The organism is Alphaproteobacteria bacterium (assembly GCA_040220875.1).
In the GTDB taxonomy this organism is placed as follows: domain Bacteria; phylum Pseudomonadota; class Alphaproteobacteria; order JAVJVX01; family JAVJVX01; genus JAVJVX01.
Map to the genome: position 1 here is coordinate 26,195 of JAVJVX010000007.1, position 18,590 is coordinate 44,784.

Annotated in this window: 15 protein-coding genes; 10 read left to right on the plus strand and 5 right to left on the minus strand. The window is 62.6% G+C overall.

Going from position 1 to position 18,590, the window contains the following annotated elements:
* Window positions 1–3 precede the first annotated feature (3 nt).
* The 5 genes from RLQ26_08700 (at window position 4) to RLQ26_08720 (ending at window position 5,437) form a co-directional block, all read left to right on the plus strand.
* Window positions 4–2,322: an NADP-dependent malic enzyme gene (locus RLQ26_08700; GenBank protein MEQ9088806.1), complete on the plus strand. Its 2,319-nt coding sequence runs from the start codon at window positions 4–6 to the stop codon at window positions 2,320–2,322.
* Window positions 2,319–3,725 (plus strand): magnesium transporter, encoded by a 1,407-nt coding sequence (gene mgtE / locus RLQ26_08705; GenBank protein MEQ9088807.1) that lies wholly within the window; start codon window positions 2,319–2,321, stop codon window positions 3,723–3,725. Before RLQ26_08700 ends, mgtE begins: the two co-directional genes overlap by 4 nt.
* Before the next feature lie 115 nt (window positions 3,726–3,840).
* Window positions 3,841–4,431, plus strand: a complete 591-nt coding sequence (locus tag RLQ26_08710; GenBank protein ID MEQ9088808.1) for a response regulator — start codon at window positions 3,841–3,843, stop codon at window positions 4,429–4,431.
* Window positions 4,431–4,943, plus strand: coding sequence for a hypothetical protein (locus RLQ26_08715; GenBank protein ID MEQ9088809.1), 513 nt, complete (start codon window positions 4,431–4,433; stop codon window positions 4,941–4,943). Before RLQ26_08710 ends, RLQ26_08715 begins: the two co-directional genes overlap by 1 nt.
* A 50-nt stretch (window positions 4,944–4,993) precedes the next feature.
* Window positions 4,994–5,437 carry a DUF1489 domain-containing protein gene (locus RLQ26_08720; protein ID MEQ9088810.1) on the plus strand — a complete coding sequence of 148 codons (444 nt, stop codon included), beginning with the start codon at window positions 4,994–4,996 and terminating at the stop codon, window positions 5,435–5,437.
* 35 nt (window positions 5,438–5,472) lie between these two features.
* Here RLQ26_08720 and RLQ26_08725 read toward each other — a convergent pair whose 3' ends face one another.
* The 4 genes from RLQ26_08725 to RLQ26_08740 form a co-directional block, all read right to left on the minus strand.
* Window positions 5,473–6,384 carry a methyltransferase domain-containing protein gene (locus RLQ26_08725; protein ID MEQ9088811.1) on the minus strand — a complete coding sequence of 304 codons (912 nt, stop codon included), beginning with the start codon at window positions 6,382–6,384 and terminating at the stop codon, window positions 5,473–5,475.
* 200 nt (window positions 6,385–6,584) lie between these two features.
* Window positions 6,585–7,928, minus strand: coding sequence for an LLM class flavin-dependent oxidoreductase (locus RLQ26_08730; protein MEQ9088812.1), 1,344 nt, complete (start codon window positions 7,926–7,928; stop codon window positions 6,585–6,587).
* Complete coding sequence (locus RLQ26_08735) at window positions 7,925–8,755, minus strand: alpha/beta hydrolase (protein ID MEQ9088813.1); 831 nt, start codon at window positions 8,753–8,755, stop codon at window positions 7,925–7,927. The genes RLQ26_08730 and RLQ26_08735 overlap by 4 nt, the downstream gene beginning before the upstream one ends.
* A 177-nt stretch (window positions 8,756–8,932) precedes the next feature.
* Window positions 8,933–11,650, minus strand: a complete 2,718-nt coding sequence (locus RLQ26_08740; protein MEQ9088814.1) for a LuxR C-terminal-related transcriptional regulator — start codon at window positions 11,648–11,650, stop codon at window positions 8,933–8,935.
* Between the two features lie 339 nt (window positions 11,651–11,989).
* Between RLQ26_08740 and RLQ26_08745 the strand changes: the two genes are divergently transcribed.
* Genes RLQ26_08745 through RLQ26_08755 form a run of 3 tightly spaced genes read left to right on the plus strand, consistent with a single transcriptional unit; the run spans window position 11,990 to window position 14,879 of the window.
* On the plus strand, window positions 11,990–12,931 hold the full coding sequence (locus RLQ26_08745; protein MEQ9088815.1) for a ketopantoate reductase family protein: 942 nt from the start codon (window positions 11,990–11,992) through the stop codon (window positions 12,929–12,931).
* A 17-nt stretch (window positions 12,932–12,948) separates the two neighbouring features.
* Window positions 12,949–13,926: a nitrilase-related carbon-nitrogen hydrolase gene (locus tag RLQ26_08750; protein ID MEQ9088816.1), complete on the plus strand. Its 978-nt coding sequence runs from the start codon at window positions 12,949–12,951 to the stop codon at window positions 13,924–13,926.
* Window positions 13,923–14,879: an acetamidase/formamidase family protein gene (locus tag RLQ26_08755; GenBank protein ID MEQ9088817.1), complete on the plus strand. Its 957-nt coding sequence runs from the start codon at window positions 13,923–13,925 to the stop codon at window positions 14,877–14,879. The genes RLQ26_08750 and RLQ26_08755 overlap by 4 nt, the downstream gene beginning before the upstream one ends.
* A gap of 9 nt (window positions 14,880–14,888) precedes the next feature.
* Here the strand turns inward: RLQ26_08755 and RLQ26_08760 are convergent, their stop codons facing one another.
* Window positions 14,889–15,761: an acyl-CoA dehydrogenase gene (locus tag RLQ26_08760; protein ID MEQ9088818.1), complete on the minus strand. Its 873-nt coding sequence runs from the start codon at window positions 15,759–15,761 to the stop codon at window positions 14,889–14,891.
* A gap of 601 nt (window positions 15,762–16,362) precedes the next feature.
* Here RLQ26_08760 and RLQ26_08765 point away from each other — a divergent pair.
* Together RLQ26_08765 and RLQ26_08770 are read left to right on the plus strand one after the other, a co-directional pair.
* Window positions 16,363–17,730, plus strand: a complete 1,368-nt coding sequence (locus RLQ26_08765) for a sodium-dependent transporter (GenBank protein ID MEQ9088819.1) — start codon at window positions 16,363–16,365, stop codon at window positions 17,728–17,730.
* A gap of 60 nt (window positions 17,731–17,790) precedes the next feature.
* Complete coding sequence (locus RLQ26_08770) at window positions 17,791–18,582, plus strand: hydroxyacylglutathione hydrolase (GenBank protein MEQ9088820.1); 792 nt, start codon at window positions 17,791–17,793, stop codon at window positions 18,580–18,582.
* Window positions 18,583–18,590 lie beyond the last annotated feature (8 nt).

Sequence of the window (18,590 nt, forward strand, 5' to 3'; positions counted from 1 at the left end):
CTCATGGCCAACAACCTGCGCGATAACGCACTTTCCTATCATCGGCGGCCGAAGCCGGGGAAACTCGAAATCACAGCGACCAAGCCGCTGGGCAACCAGCGCGACCTGGCCCTGGCCTATTCGCCCGGCGTGGCCTTTGCCTCCGAGGCGATAGCCGCCAATCCCGATGACGCCGCGCTTTATACGGCGCGCGGAAACCTGGTCGCCGTAATCTCGAATGGGACCGCCGTTCTGGGGCTGGGACCGATCGGCCCGCTCGCCGCCAAGCCGGTGATGGAAGGCAAGGCGGTTTTGTTCAAGAAGTTCGCCGGGATCGACTGTTTCGATATCGAGGTCAACGAGACAGACCCGGATCGCTTTGTCGATGTCGTTGCGGCGCTCGAGCCAACCTTTGGCGCCATCAATCTCGAGGACATCAAGGCGCCGGAATGTTTCGAGATCGAGCAGAAGCTCCGCGAGCGGATGAGTATCCCGGTTTTCCACGACGATCAGCATGGGACAGCGATCATCGTCGGTGCCGCGGTTCTCAACGGGCTCGAGATCATTGGCAAGAAAATCGGCGAGGCGCGCCTCGTGGCCTCGGGTGCCGGGGCGGCGGCTTTGGCCTGTCTCGACCTGCTCGTCGATCTCGGGCTCGATATGAATAACATCGTCGTGACCGACAAGCACGGCGTGGTCTATCCCGGCCGGAAGGAGGAGATGGACCCGCGCAAGGCGCGCTATGCCAAGGATATTCCGGGGCGCGGGCTCGACGACGTGATCGACGGCGCCGATATTTTCCTCGGCCTGTCGGCGCCCAACGTGCTGTCGGCCGACATGGTGCGGCGCATGGCCGACCGGCCGCTCATCCTCGCGCTGGCAAACCCGGTGCCGGAAATCATGCCCGATCTCGCGCGCGAGGCCAAACCGGATGCGGTCATCGCCACCGGGCGCAGCGACTTTCCCAATCAGGTGAACAACGTTCTCTGTTTTCCCTTCATCTTCCGCGGGGCGCTGGATGTCGGGGCGGTGACGATCAACCGGCAGATGGAGATTGCCTGTGTCACGGCGCTGGCCGAGCTCGCCAAGGCGGAGTTCTCGGACGTTGCGGCCAAGGCCTACGGCGGCGTGGGCCAGACATTCGGGCCCGACTACATCATTCCGCGACCGTTCGATCCGCGCCTGATGCTGACCCTGGCGCCTGCCGTGGCTCGCGCGGCCATGGACTCGGGCGTCGCGACACGTCCGATCAAGGATTTCGAGGCCTATCAGCAGCGCCTCAATCAGTCGGTGTTCCGCTCGGGACTCGTCATGAAGCCGGTATTTGACAGGGCGCGCAGCGACCCCAAGCGCGTCGTCTATGCCGATGGCGAGGACGAACGGGTATTGCGCGCCGCACAAGCCGTGATCGACGACGGGATCGCCACGCCGATCATCGTGGGACGCCGGCGCGTCGTGCTGTCGCGCCTCAAAAGGCTCGGACTCCGGATTCGACCGGACGAGGATTTTGAAGTGGTCGATCCCCAGGACGATCCCCGCTACGATGAATACTGGACCCATTACCACCGCATCATGGAACGCAAGGGTGTTTCCCCTGACGAGGCGCGCACGATCATGCGCACGCGCAACGTCGCTATCGCCGCGCTGATGACGGTCCGGGGAGAGGCGGACGCCATGATCTGCGGGGTGGTGGGGCGCTTTCACCGCCATTTGCGCCACGTCCTCGACATCATCGGCCGCGCGCCCGGCGTGAGCCGGGTTTCGACCATGAATCTGCTTTTATCGCAGCGCGGCACCCATTTCCTGTGTGATACCCAGGTGATCACCGACCCTACGGCCGAACAGATTGCCGAGATGGCCCTGCTGGCGGCCGCCGAAATGCGGCGGTTTGGCATCACACCGAAGGCAGCGCTTCTGTCGTATTCCAATTTTGGCAGCAGTCCCGGTCCGTCGCCCGAAAAAATGCGCCGCGCGCGCGAGCTGATCGAGGAGAGTGACCCGCAGCTGCGGATCGAGGGCGAAATGCATGCCGACGTCGCCCTGAATCCGGAGCTCGGTCATCGCCTGTTTCCCAATTCCCGTCTTGCCGAGGAAGCCAACCTGCTGATTTTCCCCAATCTCGACGCGGCCAATATCGCCTTCAACCTGGTCCGGGAAATGGCCGACGCCCTTTCCGTCGGTCCCATCCTGCTGGGCACGGCCTATCCCGCCCATGTGCTGACATCGGCGGTAACCACGCGCGGGATCATCAATATCAGCGCGCTTGCCGTTGTCGATGCGCAAGCGCAGCATGAGGCCAAACAGGCCACGCCATCCGCAATCGAGGAGCGGGCATCCGAATGACCGAGCCAGCGGAAGATCCGCCGCCCTTCCTCGCGGAAGGGGAGAGACCCAACGCGGAAGACCTCTACGGTCTGAACCGCGAGATCGTGGACGCGGTTATCGAGGCGCTGTCCACCGGTAACCGTATGCAGTTGCTGAGCGCGCTTCGGACCCAGCACCCGGCCGACATCGCGGATCTGATCGAACGCCTGGCGCCGCAGCAGCGCCGCGCGCTGATGGGCCTGATCCGGCCGCGGCTCAATCCCGACGTGATTTCCGAGCTCAACGATACCGTCCGCGAGCAGGTATACGAAGAGCTCGGGGCGGACGGGCTCGCTTCGGTCGTGACCCGGCTGGATTCGGACGACGCGCTCGACCTGGTCGAGGATCTGGACGAGGATTTCCGCGAGAAGGTGCTGCGTTCGATTCCGGCCGAAATGCGCGCGCATCTGGCCGAAGGGCTGAGCTATCCGGAGGACAGTGCTGGCCGGCTCATGCAGCGCGATCTGGTGAGCATGCCGGAATACTGGTCCGTCGGTGACGCGATCGACTTCTTTCGGGCTGCCCGTGACCTGCCCGATTACTTCTACGATATTTATGTCGTCGACCCGAAGCACAAGCCCGTGGGGATGATCGAGCTTAACCGGCTCGTTCGCGCCAAGCGCCGTGTACCGCTGACCGATATCATGGACTCGGAGCTGACGTCGCTGCCCTACAACATGGACCAGGAGGAAGTTGCCTTCCTGTTCCGCCAGCGCGATCTCGTCTCGGCACCGGTCGTCGACGCCGATGGCCGGCTCCTCGGCGTGGTCATGTCCGATGACGTCATGGACGTGATCGAAGAGGAGGCGCAGGAAGACATCATGGCCCTGGGCGGGGTCTCGGACGGCGATTTGCACATGGCGGTGCTGGATACGACGCGCTCGCGCTTTTCCTGGCTTTTTGTCAACCTGCTGACCGCGATCGCGGCCTCCGTCGTGATCGGCCTGTTCGAGGATACGCTCGAGAAAATCGTGGCGCTGGCGGTACTCATGCCGATTGTCGCCTCCATGGGCGGCAATGCCGGCACCCAGACGCTGACCGTCGCCGTCCGGGCGCTTGCCATGAAAGAGCTCACGGCGACCAATGCACGCCGGGTCATCATGCGCGAGCTCGGTGTCGGCCTGCTCAACGGTTTGATGTTTGCGGTTCTGGCCGGCGTCGTCGCCTGGGTCTGGTTCGATCAGCCGCAAATTGGGCTCGTCATCGGGCTCGCGATGCTCGCAAACCTGCTGGTGGCCGGATTGTCGGGTGCCTCGATTCCGCTGGTGCTGGACCGTCTCGGGGTGGACCCGGCCGTGGCCTCGGCGGTCTTTCTGACGACCGTGACCGATATCGTCGGTTTCTTCGTCTTCCTGGCGCTGGGCGCCACCTTCCTGCTCTAGCCCTGCCCGTTAACGGGCTGTTAAGATCGGTATACTACCTATAGTTGTAATCTGCGGCCGAAGTCCCCGGCCAGAGGCTCAGCTATGGTGGTTATCCGGACGATAGGCGGGTTGGATGCAGGATTACAGCCTGGAACGTCTTCGCGCTCTGGTCGTGGAAGACAACAAGTACATGCAGGTTCTGCTGTCGACCATTCTCCACGGTCTCGGCATGAAGGACATCCGCCTGGCCAGCGACGGCGCGGATGCCTTCAAGCAGATCAAGATCGCGCTGCCTGACTTTATCATCTGCGATTGGGCGATGAGTCCGCTCGATGGATTTGACTTCGTGCGCCTGGTACGCATGGCCGATGACAGCCCGAATCCCTATATGCCGATTATCATGCTGACGGGACACACCGAAGCGGGGCATGTGGTGGAAGCGCGTGATATCGGCGTGAATGAGTTCCTCGCCAAGCCGGTCTCGCCGAAATCGCTTTACGAGCGGATCCAGGCGCTGATCGAGCAGCCCCGTCCCTTCGTCAGAACGGCAAAATATTTCGGCCCCTGTCGCCGCCGGCGGCGGGATGTGCATTATGCCGGAGAGGAACGCCGGCATGAAAACCTCCCGAGCGCGGACGAGAATACCGTCTTGCTGGAGTCCGAAAGCGGGGAGGAAGCGGGCGGGACGCTGTCCAATGCCGATATCGATGCAATGTTTGACTGATGGACGAACCGTCGGGAGACAGAAAAGGCGCGCCACGCGGACAACTCCTCAATCCGCCGGATACGTTGCGCCGCAAGGCACCCCCGTCGCGGCTGTCGGCAATGGAGCGCGTCCGGAAAGCCGAAGCGGCAATCTCCGGGTTGCAGAAGGATCTGACGGGCTGGCTTGCAAGCGATCTGGCCGAGATCGGGGAAATCGCACGCCGGATGGCAGCGGACGGCCGCAGTTGGACGGCCGAGGTCGATCGGCTGGGAAAATTGAGTTGGGATCTCAAGAATCAGGCCGCGTCCTTTGGTTTCCCGATGGTCGGACTGATCGCCGGTTCCCTTCACGGGTTCGTCGTTTCCCATCCGGAAGGGTCGGAAAAGACGCTCTCGACCACGATCGCCCACGCCAAGGCACTCAGGCTCGTATTCGAGAAAAACCTCCCGACGACGCATCCGATGGCGCAAACGCTCCTGCGGGAACTCAACGCGGTATCGGCTCGGCTGGAGAAGGCGCGCCGGCGCTGAGCCGGGACGGGAGGGGCGCAATCCCGGCCGTCCTGGGCTATATATTACGCATGACCGTTCATCTGAAAAAACTGGCGCCGGGCTGCCAGTCCCTGACCGAGTTGCGCGCCCGTCAGAAAAAATTCCTGAAGGTGGCGCGCGGTCCCGAAGGCCAGAAGGTTCTGAATTACGGGACCGGATTCATGCCCAAGCGGGCCGATGAGATCGTCGATGGCGGGTCCCTGTACTGGGTGGTGAAGGGATTTATCGTCGCCCGAAACCGCATCGTCTTTCTTGGGCCGGAGACGGACGACAGTGGCCGCCGCTTCTGCCGTATCCAGATCGATCCCGCGCTGATTCCGACGGAGCCCATGCCGCACCGGCCCTTTCAGGGCTGGCGCTACCTCAAGCCCGAGGCCGCGCCGCCCGATCTGGTCGGGGCAGGCAGGGGCGGCAGGTCCGATGAGCTGCCGCCCGAGCTGATGGCGGAATTGCGTGGGCTGGGCCTGATTTGAAGAGGCCCTCGCGCCCGGCCGGCTGCTCTGCGGATCTAGCAGCAGCGGCCGGCAGCGGCGGGGCGGCTTTCGCCATAGACGGGCACCTCGCCCGCGCCCCCGTCGGGTTTTTCGGCCAGGACGGTAACGGAACGGAACTCGATCCCGTCGATCACCTTCCAGGGCGCGTCGTCGCGCTTGTCGATCCGAATATTGCGGAACCCTGCATCGGCGAAGGCGACCAGAAAAGCCTGCTCCTCGAAAGCCCCCGAAAGGCAGCCCGACCATAATTCGGGATCCCGGCGCAGGGCCTCGGGGACTTCACGGTCCGCCACGATATCCGAGATGGCCGCACGGCCGCCGGTCGCCAGTGTCCGGAACATCTCGTCAAACAGCATGCGGCGGTCGTCCATGTCGACCAGGTTCAACACGCAATTGGAGACGATGACATCGATCGAACCAGTCGCCACAAGCGGGGCCGTGGCGACCAGACGGTCGCGATGGCGCTCGAATTGCCTGAGCGTCTCCCAGTCCCGGACCGGATTTTCGCGGAGATAAGCGTCCAGCTTCCGGTAATCCGTTTTGAGATCCTGGATGCGGCCAAAACGGAAATCGACATTGTCCCAGCCGATAGCGCGGGCGATATCGGCCTGGTAGTGTTCTGCCAGCGCGATCATGGGCGGGTTGAAGTCAATGCCGATCACCGTGCCGGCCGGCCCTACGACCTGCGAGGCGATGTAGCAGATCTTGCCGCCCCCGCTGCCGAGATCGAGGACCACATCACCCTCGGCGACATATTGCGATGGATCGCCGCATCCGTAGTCCCGCTCCAGGATTTCATCCGGAATGACTTCGAGGTATTTCGGGTCGTAATCTACGGCGCAGCAGAGCGCCTCTTCCTTCTTCGCCGATGCACTGGCATATCGCTCCAGGACGGCCTGTTCTGTTTCCAGCGTTATTTCACTCATAAATTTTTTGTCCGATTCCGCGTATGAACTGACCCCAGGTCCCTCGGCGCCATCGTATTCAAGGGCGGGTGCGGTGCCAATCACGATTTAGTGGGGAGAATTCTCGGAAAATTGTCCGGATTACGCGATCGGACGAAAAGAATGGGCCGCCCGGCGGGGCGGCCCAATTTCCGTGCCATGTGATGAGGATCTGCGCCAGTCTATTCGGCGGCGATCTTCTTGCCCTTGGAGCGATCGATGACTTCGGGCACGTGGCTCGTTCGGTGATCGACCAGCTCGTCCAATCCGGTAATACGCGATTGCGCCGCGTGGTCCGGTTTGCCAAACCGTTTGGCAGCTTCCGCGCGGGTATAGGGCATAAGCCGTTCTTCGCGAAGGTAATCGGGTTTGCCGTCGGCTTCGCGAAACTCGGGGATGACCTCTTCTGCGCAGATCTGCATGTTCTTGCGCACCATCCAGTCGGGCATCGGTCCGAAGGCCGAACCGACGTTGAGGATTCCGCCGGCGCCCACATCGTCGCAGTATTCGCCAAGCCGGTTCTTCACAGTCTCCGGCGAGCCCACGATGATGTAGCCCTCCTTGAGCATCTCGTCATAGCTCAGCTTGTGCTGAGGCTTGACCTTGCCCTTGGCGAGCGCGCTCGTGAAGTTGCGGAAGGACTTGCGGCTCATATACCCCGGCGGGAAGAAGATCTGATCGGGGATCTTGAGGCCCGAGTTGAAGATCCAGCTGATATGGGCCTTGGCCTCGCGATGGGCCTGGGCATCCGTCTCCGCCACGTAGGTGGGGACGGCCGCGTTAAACATATTGGCCGGCGCCTCGTAGCCGAGCTTGCTGCATTCGTCGCGCAATCCGTCGAAGGCCATCTTGCAGAACCACTGCGGCGCATAAATCATCATATAAGTGTATTTATGCTTGGCGACGAATTTGAGCGTCTCCAGCGAGCCCTGGCCCGGGATCCAGATCGGCGGATGCGGGTCCTGCATCGGAAGCGGGATCGGGTTCACATTGGGAATGTAGTAGTGGTCTCCCTGCCAGGTGAACGGTCCCTTTTCAGTCCATGCCTTGATGATCAGGTCGTGGGCCTCGTTGAACCTGTCGGCCGAATCGGCCGGAGTCACGTCGTTGTTGAAATATTCGCACCCGATCCCCCGGACGAAGCCCGAGATGATCCGGCCGCCCGAGATTACATCCAGCATCGCGATTTCCTCGGCGACCCGGAGCGGGTTGCCGTGAAGCGGTATCGCGTTGCCGATAATCCCGACGGGGATGTGAGATGTGCGCGAGACGACAAAGGAAGCGATCACGTCCGGTGACGGCATGGTGCCGTAATAATTGGCGTGATGTTCGTTCACGATGGTCCCGTCAAAACCGAATTTTTCGGCCAGGACAAGCTGGTCAATGTATTCGTTATAGAGCTGATGCCCCTTTTTTGGGTCGTAATACTCGTTCGACAGGGTGACCCAGCTCGAGTCCCATTCGTCCGCAGGCGGGATATAGGGATACGGCATCAGGTGAAAGAAGTAGAACCGAAGCTTGTTCATCTTGCCGCTCCAGAAATCAGGTCAATGCAGGCCGTGGTGAGTTCTTCGGGGCGCTCCAGGCAGACCTCGTGGCCGGTGCCCTTTTTGCGCACCAGGTTGGCGCCCGGGATCACTTCGGCGAAGCGATCGGCCATCTCGTTCGGAATCAACCGGTCGTTTTCGGCGCCCACGATCAGTGTCGGGCACATGAGCCGCTGCAGCCGCCGTTCCAGCGCCAGGTTGTAGCGCGGCGCCCAGATCAGCCGCGCCATGGCCGCGGCCTCGGAATACATCTGGATGCCTTCGTCAAAGTCGTCCAGGTCGACCATCCATTCTTCCTGCGCTTTCTTATCCTCGAACAGGCGGTCCATCAGCTCGCTCGGATTCAACTGGAACAGGTCAACCCCTGGGTTTTCCAGCAGGCGCAAGCCGATCGGGGTAATCAGGGTGAGGCTCTTAAGCCGTTTGGGATAAAAAGAGGCGAATTCCGCCGCTGCCCATCCGCCCATGGAGAAGCCGATCAGGTGAACCTTGTCGAGGCCAAGCAGGTCCATGAACTCGTCGTAATGGATCGTCAGGTCATCGAAATTGCGGAACCAGCTTGGCGCCGGGGTTTCACCGAACCCGGGATGCTCCGGCGCGATGAAATCCACCTTCTTGGACATTTCCTCGTAGTAGGGGATCCAGCGCCGTGTATAGCCACCCCCGTGCAGGAAAACGACGGGCTCGCCCGATCCTTTGCGCCGGTAGGCGACCGGGATGCCGCCAACCTCGACCCAGTCGGGCTCGGTATACGCCTTGTCCGGTTTCGGGATGTCGATTTTATCGACGACTTCGACGTAACTCATGCGAGGCCTCCCAAGCCACAGATGTTTGATGCGGCCGGCAGTCTAACAGCGCCGGGGCGGACAGGCGCACCTGTCAAACGGATGGTTTGCCCGTCGCGCGAGGAGGCCGCTCGCCGGTTCGGATAAAAAGGCGTAACCGTTTGATGATTAAGATGATTTTGGGAAACGGATGGGTGCCTAATGGCGGATGAAGCCGAGGCTCCGGGCTTTGTGCACCGCAGCAGAGCGACGATGGACGCCGAGTTTGCCGTAGATCTGCTGCAGGTACCATTTGACCGTGCCGTAGCCGAGGCCGAGTCGGTTGGCGATCTCCTGGTTTGCCAGTCCGGCATCGACCAGGCGCAGGATTTCCATTTCCCGTTCGCTCAAGGCCTCGACCGTCGCCGCCGTCTCATTCTCGATGGCCGACGGGTCCGGCACGCTGTCGCCCAGTTCGGTCATCAGCGTCCGGATCAGCAGGGCGGTATTTCCGGACTCGGTCGCCAGCGTGCCGCCCGCAGCGTGATCCTCGAGCAACCGTGCCACGATCGGCCCCTCGTCGAGAAAGGTACGCACAAATCCGGCATGGGCGCCGCGTGTCAGCGCCTGGTTAAAGGCGCGTTGCGCGCCCGTCCGGTCGCCTGCGACGAACAGCGCGCCCGCCAGTGCCAGGGCCGCCTGCACAACGGGCAGCGCCACTTCCCGCCTTTCAAGAAACCGGAGCCATTTCTGGAGACTGGCAATGGCGGCGGCGTTTTCCGGCGTATTGCGGACGACCCGGGCCCAGGCGAGCGTGGCGGTCAAATCGGTGCTGACACATTTTTCGGCCGGATCGTGGCCGCGCCGGGCGAGGTAATCGAGAACCGGCTTCGCGGCCTGATGGATAAAGGATGCTTCGGCGCGTCCGCTCATCTGGCGCAGCCGCTCGGCCACGAGATTGATCTTGAGCCGTGGGAGATCCCTTTCATCCGCGATCTTTTCGCCCGTGAAGAGGATCTCGTCGGCCTCACTTTCCTTGCCCAGATGGAATTGGACGCGCGAGGCTGTAACGTATCCGCTGATAAGCTTGTCGATAAGGCCGATGCCACCAGCGAAGGGCAGGTAGTGATCCACGCGCATGCGCGCACTTTCGATGTCATTGCGCTCGTAATCTATGCTGGCCTGAAGCAGGGAGGCCATGGCAGCCATGGCCGACTCCTTGCCATTAAGCTTGATCGCCACATCGAGTGCCTTGCGGTAACTTTCATCCGCGCGGTCGAGCTGCCCAAGCATGACGTAAGTCGGCCCGGCGATACAGTCATGCCAGATGGCACCATAATCCGCGCCAGCCTGTATGTAGCCCTGCCGGACCCGGGCCTCACTTTCGATCAGCCCGCAATCGAATTGCTCGCGCCGGGCATAAATCAGGCACGACCGGGCGGCCGCCTCGAAATACGGGTCGGGGGTCTGGCACATTTCGAGCCATTTACGCGTCAGTTCCTCGGCCTTCGGCATGTCTTCGTGGAGAACGGCGGACATGAATTGCCGGTGCAGCAACTTCTCGTACAGACCCGGCTGGATCCCGCCGCTTTCGATGTCTGGCGCCAGATGGGCGGCCACGCGGCCGAGAATTTTATCGGCCCGCTCGAACTGCCACTGCAACTGCAGCGCCCAGACGCGGTCAAGTTGCAGGCTGGGAAATTTGTCAAGCACCTGGTCGGGCAGGCGGCGCGCGTACTGCATCGCCGTATTGACCTGACCGGTGGCGATCAGGGTTTCGCCTTCGGCGTTGAGTATCTCGCCGGCGAGATCAAAGGCCTCGGCCTGGATCGCGTAGTGGATTGCTTCCGAAACCTGATTGTTGTCGCGGCACCATTGCGAGGCGCGCAATGACAGGCGCCGCGCCGCGTCGGGCCGCTCCTCGTCGAGTCGGCGTTTCAGGATTTCAGCGAACAGGTGATGGTAGCGATACCACGCCCGTTTCTCATCGAGCGGAAAGAGGAACATGCCTCGGCGCTCGACGTCCTCCAGCCGCCGGGCGCTGTCGCTGCGCTCGAGAACGTAGTCGCACAGCGGCGCCGACAGGCGGGTCAATACCGACGTCTGGGTCAGAAAATCCCGTAACTCCGTCGGCAGCCGGCCGATCACGTCTTCCCAGAGAAAGTCCGCGACATGGCGATGGCCTTCGCTGAACGACTTGACGAAGGCGGCGGGATCATCCTCGTCCCTGAGAATGATGAGGGCCAATTGGAGCGCCGCCGCCCAGCCCTCGGTGCTATCTCCCAGGGCCACCAGGTCCGCGCGCTCCAGTTCCAGCGAGGAATGATCGCGAAAGAGCGCCTCCACCTCCCATTGCGAGAATCGAAGATCTTTCGGTCCAAGTTCGAGCAGCTTACGCAGTTCACGCAAGCGAGCGACGGGCAGGGGTAATTGTCCTCGTCCGGCAATGATGAAGTGGACGGATTCGGTCGAGCGATGAACAAGCTGGTCCAGCGCTGCCAGAGTGTCCTCATCGGTGACGACGTGAAAATCGTCGAGGACGATGTAAATGTTGCGGTTAAGAAACGCCATCTCGTTTGCGAGCGTGGTGATCACGCTATCGGCGGCGACGAGAAGATTCGTCCTGAGAAGTGTCATGGCCACCTCTCCGAAATTGGGCAGCGAGACCCGCAGGGCGGAGATGAGATAAGTGAGAAAGGTGGTGACGTCGTTATGGGCCTCGTCGAGGCTGAGCCAACCGACAATCTCACTCCGTCGCTTCAGCGCCTGATACCAGCTTGTCAGCAGCGTGGTTTTGCCGAACCCGGCCGGTGCATTGACGACCGTGAGCTTGTGTTGGCTGGCATCGTTGATGCGGTGGACCAGATGGGGGCGCATGATGAGCGCGTCCCCGGACATGGGCGGCGAGAGACTGGTGGTGATAATCGGCGTTTCCATGGGTGATTCCGGCCCGGGCCGGGCATCGGTGCGAGGGTTTTTTCCAGCGCCGGACTTTCGCAGCGTCGCCCTACGGTACTGTCCACCGACAACCAGTCAATCAGGAACTGTAGCGCGCCCATCGGCATCGAGCGGGCGCGGCAATGCGCCGCGGCGGAAAGGCATCGGCCCGACCGCTGGCTCCGCCGACCGGAATCGAGATGTCGTCAGGAGCTTAATGATGCATCATCCGGATAGCGCGGCCCGGGTCCGTGGGGCATTCTCGACCCGTCCGGCAGGCGGGTTCGCGGGGTCGGGGATGGCGGCAGAAAACATGATCCAGGCAGTGCGTGGGGGAATATGGGTGATCTGACGGTTGCAATTGTGGGTGCCGGTGCTACCGGCGGCTATCTCGCCGCCCGGCTCGCCCGGAGCGGCGTGGATGTCGCGCTTTACGCGCGCGGAGAAAGCCTCAGAACGGTATCGGAACGGGGGCTGCATATCCGCGGTCCGGGCGACCTGGACATCAAGGTTCGGCCGGCGCGCGTGCTGTCGCTGGAAGATGCGGACACGCCGGCCGACCTCACCCTTTTCTGCGTCAAGGGGTACGATACCGGGGCCGTGGCGCCGGGAATCGGGCGGGTGATCGGCGAGACGGGGCGGATTCTCTGTCTGCAGAACGGTGTCCACAACGAAGACATTCTGTCCCGGCTTTTCGGTCGCGACCGCGTTCTGCCGGGTGTTCTCTATATCGGGGCGGAGCGCACGGGGCCGGGCGACATCACCTGCTCTTCGCCGCCGCGCGTGGTCTTCGGGACCCAGGGTATGGGGAGCGACGATCTCAGGGCGGCTATTCTGTCCATGTTCGAGTCGGCCGGGATCGAGTGCAGCTACGACGCGGAAATTCTCGCGTCGAAATGGCAGAAATTCATTTTCAATTGTGGCCTCAACCCGCTGACAACCCTGACCGCGCGCAGGCTGGGCTTCCTTCTCGCGCACGCCCAGGGAGAAAAGCTTTTCCTCGAGCTCGTCGACGAGGCGATCGCGGCGGGCCGGGCGGCCGGCGCGCCGTTACGGCCGGATGTGCGCGAGCGGGTTATCGAGGTGGGCCACCGGATGGATATCTCCTCTTCCATGGCTGAAGATCTGGCCGTCGGGAATGCGATCGAGAACGAGGCGTTCAGCGGGCATGTCTGCCGGCTGGGAGAGGCGCACAATGTGCCGACGCCCGTTACACGCGTGTTTTACGATATTCTGGCGATGGCGGACCCCGCCATGAGCCCGCCCGAGGATCAGACGTAACGCGAAAGGAACCGACCATGACGACAGTACGGGCGGCAGTGGTGCAGGCGGCGCCTGTCATGTTCGATCCGGACGGCACGCTCGCGAGGCTGGCCGATCTGGCCGCCGATGCGGCGCGCCTCGGCGCCCGTATCGCCGTCTTTCCGGAAGCCTTCGTGTCCGCCTATCCGCGCGGCCTCGATTTCGGCGCTGTCATTGGCGCGCGCTCACCCGAGGGGCGCGATCAGTATCGCCGCTATTACGACAGCTCGGTCGATATCCCGGGGCCGCACATGGACCGTCTGGGCGAGATCGCGAAATCCACCGGGCTCTATCTCGTCGTTGGCGTGATCGAGCGCGACAACGGTACGCTGTACTGCACCGTCGTCTTTTTCGCGCCCGACGGCACCTATCTTGGCAAGCATCGCAAGCTGATGCCGACGGGAAGCGAGCGTCTTGTCTGGGGCTTCGGCGACGGGTCGACGATGCCGGTCATCGAGACACCGTATGGCCGTCTCGGCGCCGTCATCTGCTGGGAAAATTACATGCCGCTGCTGCGGACGGCCATGTACGCGAAGGGAATCCAGATCTATTGCGCCCCGACAGCCGATACGCGCGATACGTGGCTGACCACCATGCGCCACGTCGCGCTGGAGGGGCGCTGCTTTGTTCTGTCGTGCTGCCAGTTCCAGCGCAAGTCGGACTTTCCCGCAGATTATCCCGCCTTCGCCGATGATCCGCCCGCGACCATCAAGAGCCGCGGCGGAAGCTGCATCATTTCGCCGGCGGGCGAGGTGCTGGCTGGCCCGGATTACGAGTCAGAGGTCATCCTGACCGCCGAGCTGGATCTCGATGATGTGGTTCGCGGGAAATACGATTTCGATCCGGTGGGTCATTACGCGCGGCCGGACGTGTTTCAGCTTCAGGTGAATGATCGCCCGCAACAGGCGGCCCGCAATTTGAGCCGGGCCGAGGACGGGATGCGGTGGCCGGGCGGATCGGAGGCGGATCAGTGAGCGAGCACTATCTTCCGGCGACGCCCGAGACGGTCCGGTGGGGCAGTTTCTCGGCTGCCTATCCCGCCGTCCTGACTGTGCGCTCCGGCGACCGGGTCACGATGGATTGCGTCTCGGGCGCGCCCGAGGATTTTCCCGGTCCGCCCTTTCGCATTCTCGACGACCATCGTGAGATCACGGAGAAATGCCGGCGCGGGCCGGGGCCGCATTTCATGACCGGTCCCGTCTGGGTGGAGGGGGCGGAGCCGGGTGACGTTCTCGAGGTGCGGGTTATCGACATTCGTCTGCGCACCAATTGGGGCTGGAACCTGATCCGCCCCCATCGGGGCGCGCTGCCCGCGGATTTCCCGTATCTCAAATGTGTCCATATCGAAATCGACGAGACGATGATGACGGCGGCGCCGCCCTGGGGCGGGACGCTGCATCTGCGCCCGTTTTTCGGTGTTCTTGGTGTGGCACCGCCCGCGAGCTACGGTGAAATCAGCTCCATTGAGCCGCGCGAGCACGGGGGGAATATCGATCTCAAGGATCTGACCGTCGGGACGACCCTTTATCTGCCAATCTGGAATAAGGGCGCGCTGTTTTCGGCCGGTGACGGGCATGGCATGCAGGGCGATGGCGAGGTTTGCCTGACCGCGCTCGAAACCTGCCTGAGCGGCACCTTCGAACTGCATCTCCGGAAAGACCTGTCGCTCGACCTGCCCGAGGCGGAGACACCGACCCATGTGATCACGCTGGCCTTCGATCCCGATCTCGATGACGCGGCAACCCGAGCCCTGCGCGACATGATAAAACTGATCACGGTGCGGACCGGATTGAGTGCCGAAGACGCCTATCGGCTGTGCAGCCTGGCGGCAGATCTCCGCGTGACACAGGTGGTGGACGGAAACAAGGGAATCCACTGCATGATCGAAAAGGCCATTCTCGACGATCTCATCGCCACACGACGCTGATTAGGCCGGTCAGCGCGCTGTCATCGTCGCCCGTATTGCTGTCAGGCCGTCGGGCCGCTCGGCGCGCAAGCGCGTCTCGCTTGCGAGACGGCTCCGGAAAAGCCGGATCGGCTGGCTGGCGAAGGCGGGAGCGGTGGCGCGAAAGCTGAAATGTGCAAACGCCACGCCGGCGACAGGCGGGTCCCCGCCCGCCGCACTGTTGCCACGCCAGGCGTCGTGGGCCAGAAGGGTGGCGAGCAAGGGGCCGTGAACGACGAGGCCGGGATAGGATTCGGTTCCGGTCGCATAGGGTGTGTCGTAATGGATGCGGTGCGCATTGAAGGTCAACGCGGAATAACGGAACAGCAGAACTGGATCGGGCCACACGTCACGCGTGACTTCGCCCGGCTCGGCCTCCGAGAAGCCTGAGCCCGGGTCCGGCAAGGGAAAGGCCGCCCCACCGTCCCGGTAGAGGATCGTACGGATTTCGCTCAGGCAATGACGGTCTTCCTGAAAGACGTCGTATTTTATCCGTACCAGCACGATCGCGCCCCTGCGGCCAGATTTTTCCTCGATCCCGATAACTTCCCGGCGCCGGTGCATGGCCGGACCAAGATGCAGCGGGGCCAGGAAGGCGACGTCGCTGCCGCCGAACATGCGGTGAGAGAGATCGACGGGCGGCAGGAAATCGCCGCGCGGCGCGTGGCCGTCCTGGGCGAGGTCGGCCTCGGGCGTGTCGTCCAGGAAATACAGCCAGTGCGCGAGAGGCGGCAGGGGATCACCGTGCGAGAGGCGGCACGGATCGTCGAGCGTGGCGAGGAGACGGTTGACTGGAGACGGGGTGGCGATGTCGCGCTCCTCGATCGCCCGCGCCGTCCAGCCCTTGTAGTGCAATTCTGTCATGACCGCTCTCCTGTCATGATCGCGCCGGGGCTTTTCCAGGGCGCGCGTGACGCCCCGGCCGACTCCCACGCACATGGCGCAAATTGCGGTCCGGGCGCCGGTCCCCGATCAGCCTCTTTTTCCTTGCGGCTCCTGTAATGGCTCATCGCGACTTTCCTGCTTACCTGCGGGGACCGGTTATGTCCTTTTCGGGCGGGCGGGGGCGGGATGTACTGGCGGAAGTGGTCCACTGTCGCGCGGCGCGCGTCATCTTTGCCGGTGCCGCTTCGAAGGCTTCGATCTTGTTTCTACGGTCGTGCGCGCGTTGGCGGAAATACCTATATCGAACTTATTTCCCATTGTCGAACCAACAGACCTGAGAGGCCCATGGCGTCAATCCTGGAGTGGCGCACGAACAGCGCTCGTGGCCGTGCCGGGCGCGCTGAACGTCTGCCGGCACGCCAGCCGCGACATCACGGGCGCCCTGGCGGATTTAATCGGCATTATCCCCGGCCGGCTTTTTTGCGCCACCGGAACCGATCTGTTAAATTTAAAGATGAGGTGAAGCAAAAGCGGCCGGACCAGAGGCGTTGCCGGTCGACAAAGCAGCAACGCAGGGATCTTGATCGGATACAGGCCAACTGACAGGCGGGGCCGAGAGGAGTCCGACGGCGCGGAGGCACCGAGAAGCGGGCGCCAGCGCGCGCAATGGTCGTCCGAGGCGGGGTTCGTCTTCTCCATGGCCGCCGCCGCGGTGGGACTCGGAAATCTGTGGCGCTTCCCTTACATGGTCGGGGAAAACGGCGGCGGCGCCTTTATCCTGGCTTATCTCTGCATGCTGGTCGTGGTTGCGCTGCCGATCATGATGCTGGAGGTCGGCGCCGGTCACCTCGCTCATGGCAGCGTGGTCAGGACCTTTGGCCGGTTGCGCCACTGGGGGCGGCCTTACGGCTGGTTCATCGTTCTCCTGACGGTCCTTATCACAAGCTATTATCTCGTCATCACCGGCTGGACACTCGGCTATAGCGTTGCGGCGGTCGGGTTCTCGCTCGAGCCTTTCGATCGGTTCACGTCGGGATTCAAGTCCGTCTGGTATTTCCTGGCGGTGATATTTCTTGCGATGCTCGTGCTCATCCGGGGAGTCACAGCAATCGAAACCGTGTCCAAATTTTTGCTTCCCATGCTCGCCGCGATGGTGTGCGGGGTCGCGATTTTTGCCCAGACCCTCGACGGGCAGGCCGAGGCGTGGTCCTTCATGTTCGACGTGCGCTGGGCCGAATTGTCTCGGCCCGGCCTTTGGGTCCTGGCGCTTGGCCAGGCCTTTTACTCGCTGACCATCGGGCAGGGATACCTCATTACCTATGGCAGTTATATCCCCCCGACGGCGCGAGTGCCGCGCGCTTCTCTCGTCGTCGCCGGAAGCCAGGTGACGATCTCCCTTCTGGCGGCGCTGATGATTTTCCCCTTTGTATTCACTTTCGGCCATGACCCGGCCAGCGGCAGCCATCTGGCCTTTACGGTCCTGCCCGGTGTGTTTGCCGATCTGGCTGGCGGCAGTTGGCTCGCCATTGCTTTCTTCTTCATGTTCTTCGCGGCGGCCTTCAGCTCCTGCCTGGCGGGGCTCAAGGTGGTCATTTCCGCATTGTCCGACGAGCTGGGGCTGACTGACCGCCACGCGGTCTTTCTCACCTGCGGGTTGCTGGCGCTGCTCGGCCTGCCCTCGGCTCTTAGTTACAGCCCGGTCTCTCTCAGCGTCGGGGGTGTGCCCTTCCTTCAGTTTGTGGATCAGGTTGGCGGAACCAATGTGGTTATCGCCTCGGGCGCGATCGGGACTGCATTGTTCTGCTGGTTCGTACCGCGCGCCAGGCTGGCGAGCTGGCTGGGCCTGAGGGACCCCCGCCTGGCGCGGGTGATGGTGGCCCTTGGCCGTGGCCTGCCGCTCTTCATCGCCCTTCTTCTGACGGCGCGCACGCTGATGGCAGGCGGTTAGGCTGTGGTCAGGCCTTCGCCGGCGGGCTAGAGTGGCGCAACAGCAAGGGAGATTTTAGCCGTGCTCGTGAAACAGATCTGGACCGCTAATAAATACCGCAATTTCAACTATCTGATCGTCTGCCCGGAAACCGGGGAAGCGATGGCGGTCGACCCGCTCGATCATGAGAAATGTCTGAAAGCGGCTGAAGATAACGGGTGGACGATCACCACGCTCCTCAACACCCACGAGCATTTCGACCATATCGGCGGCAACGCCGATCTGCAGAAGGCGACCGGCGCCAGGATCATCGCGCATGAAAATGCGCGAAGCTCGATCCCCGATCTCGACCAGGGCCTCAAGGCCGGAGACGTGGTCCGGATCGGCAAGTCAGTGGAGCTGGAGGCGCTGGACACACCGGGCCACACCATGGCCCATGTCTGCCTGCTTTCCCATACGGACACGCCGGCGCTGTTTTGCGGCGACACACTGTTCAATGCGGGGGCGGGGAACTGCCACAATGGCGGGCATCCGGAAGAGCTCTACGACACCTTTGCCCGCCAATTGAGTAAGCTGCCCGACGAGACGCTGGTCTATCCGGGACACGATTACGTCGAGAACAACCTCAAATTCACCCTCGACCGCGAGCCCGACAACACCCGGGCCGCCGATGTTCTGGGAGGTGTCAGCGGACAGGACCCGAACGCGCCGCTGGTCTCGACACTGGGCCTGGAGAAGGAAATCAACACCTTCTTCCGTCTGCAAAGCCCGTCGGTCATCCGTCAGTTGCAGGAGGCATTTCCGGATCTGCCTGAAAACCCGGACCCCAAGACGGTATTTCTCAAGCTCCGGGAACTCCGCAACAAGTGGTAGGCGGCGGG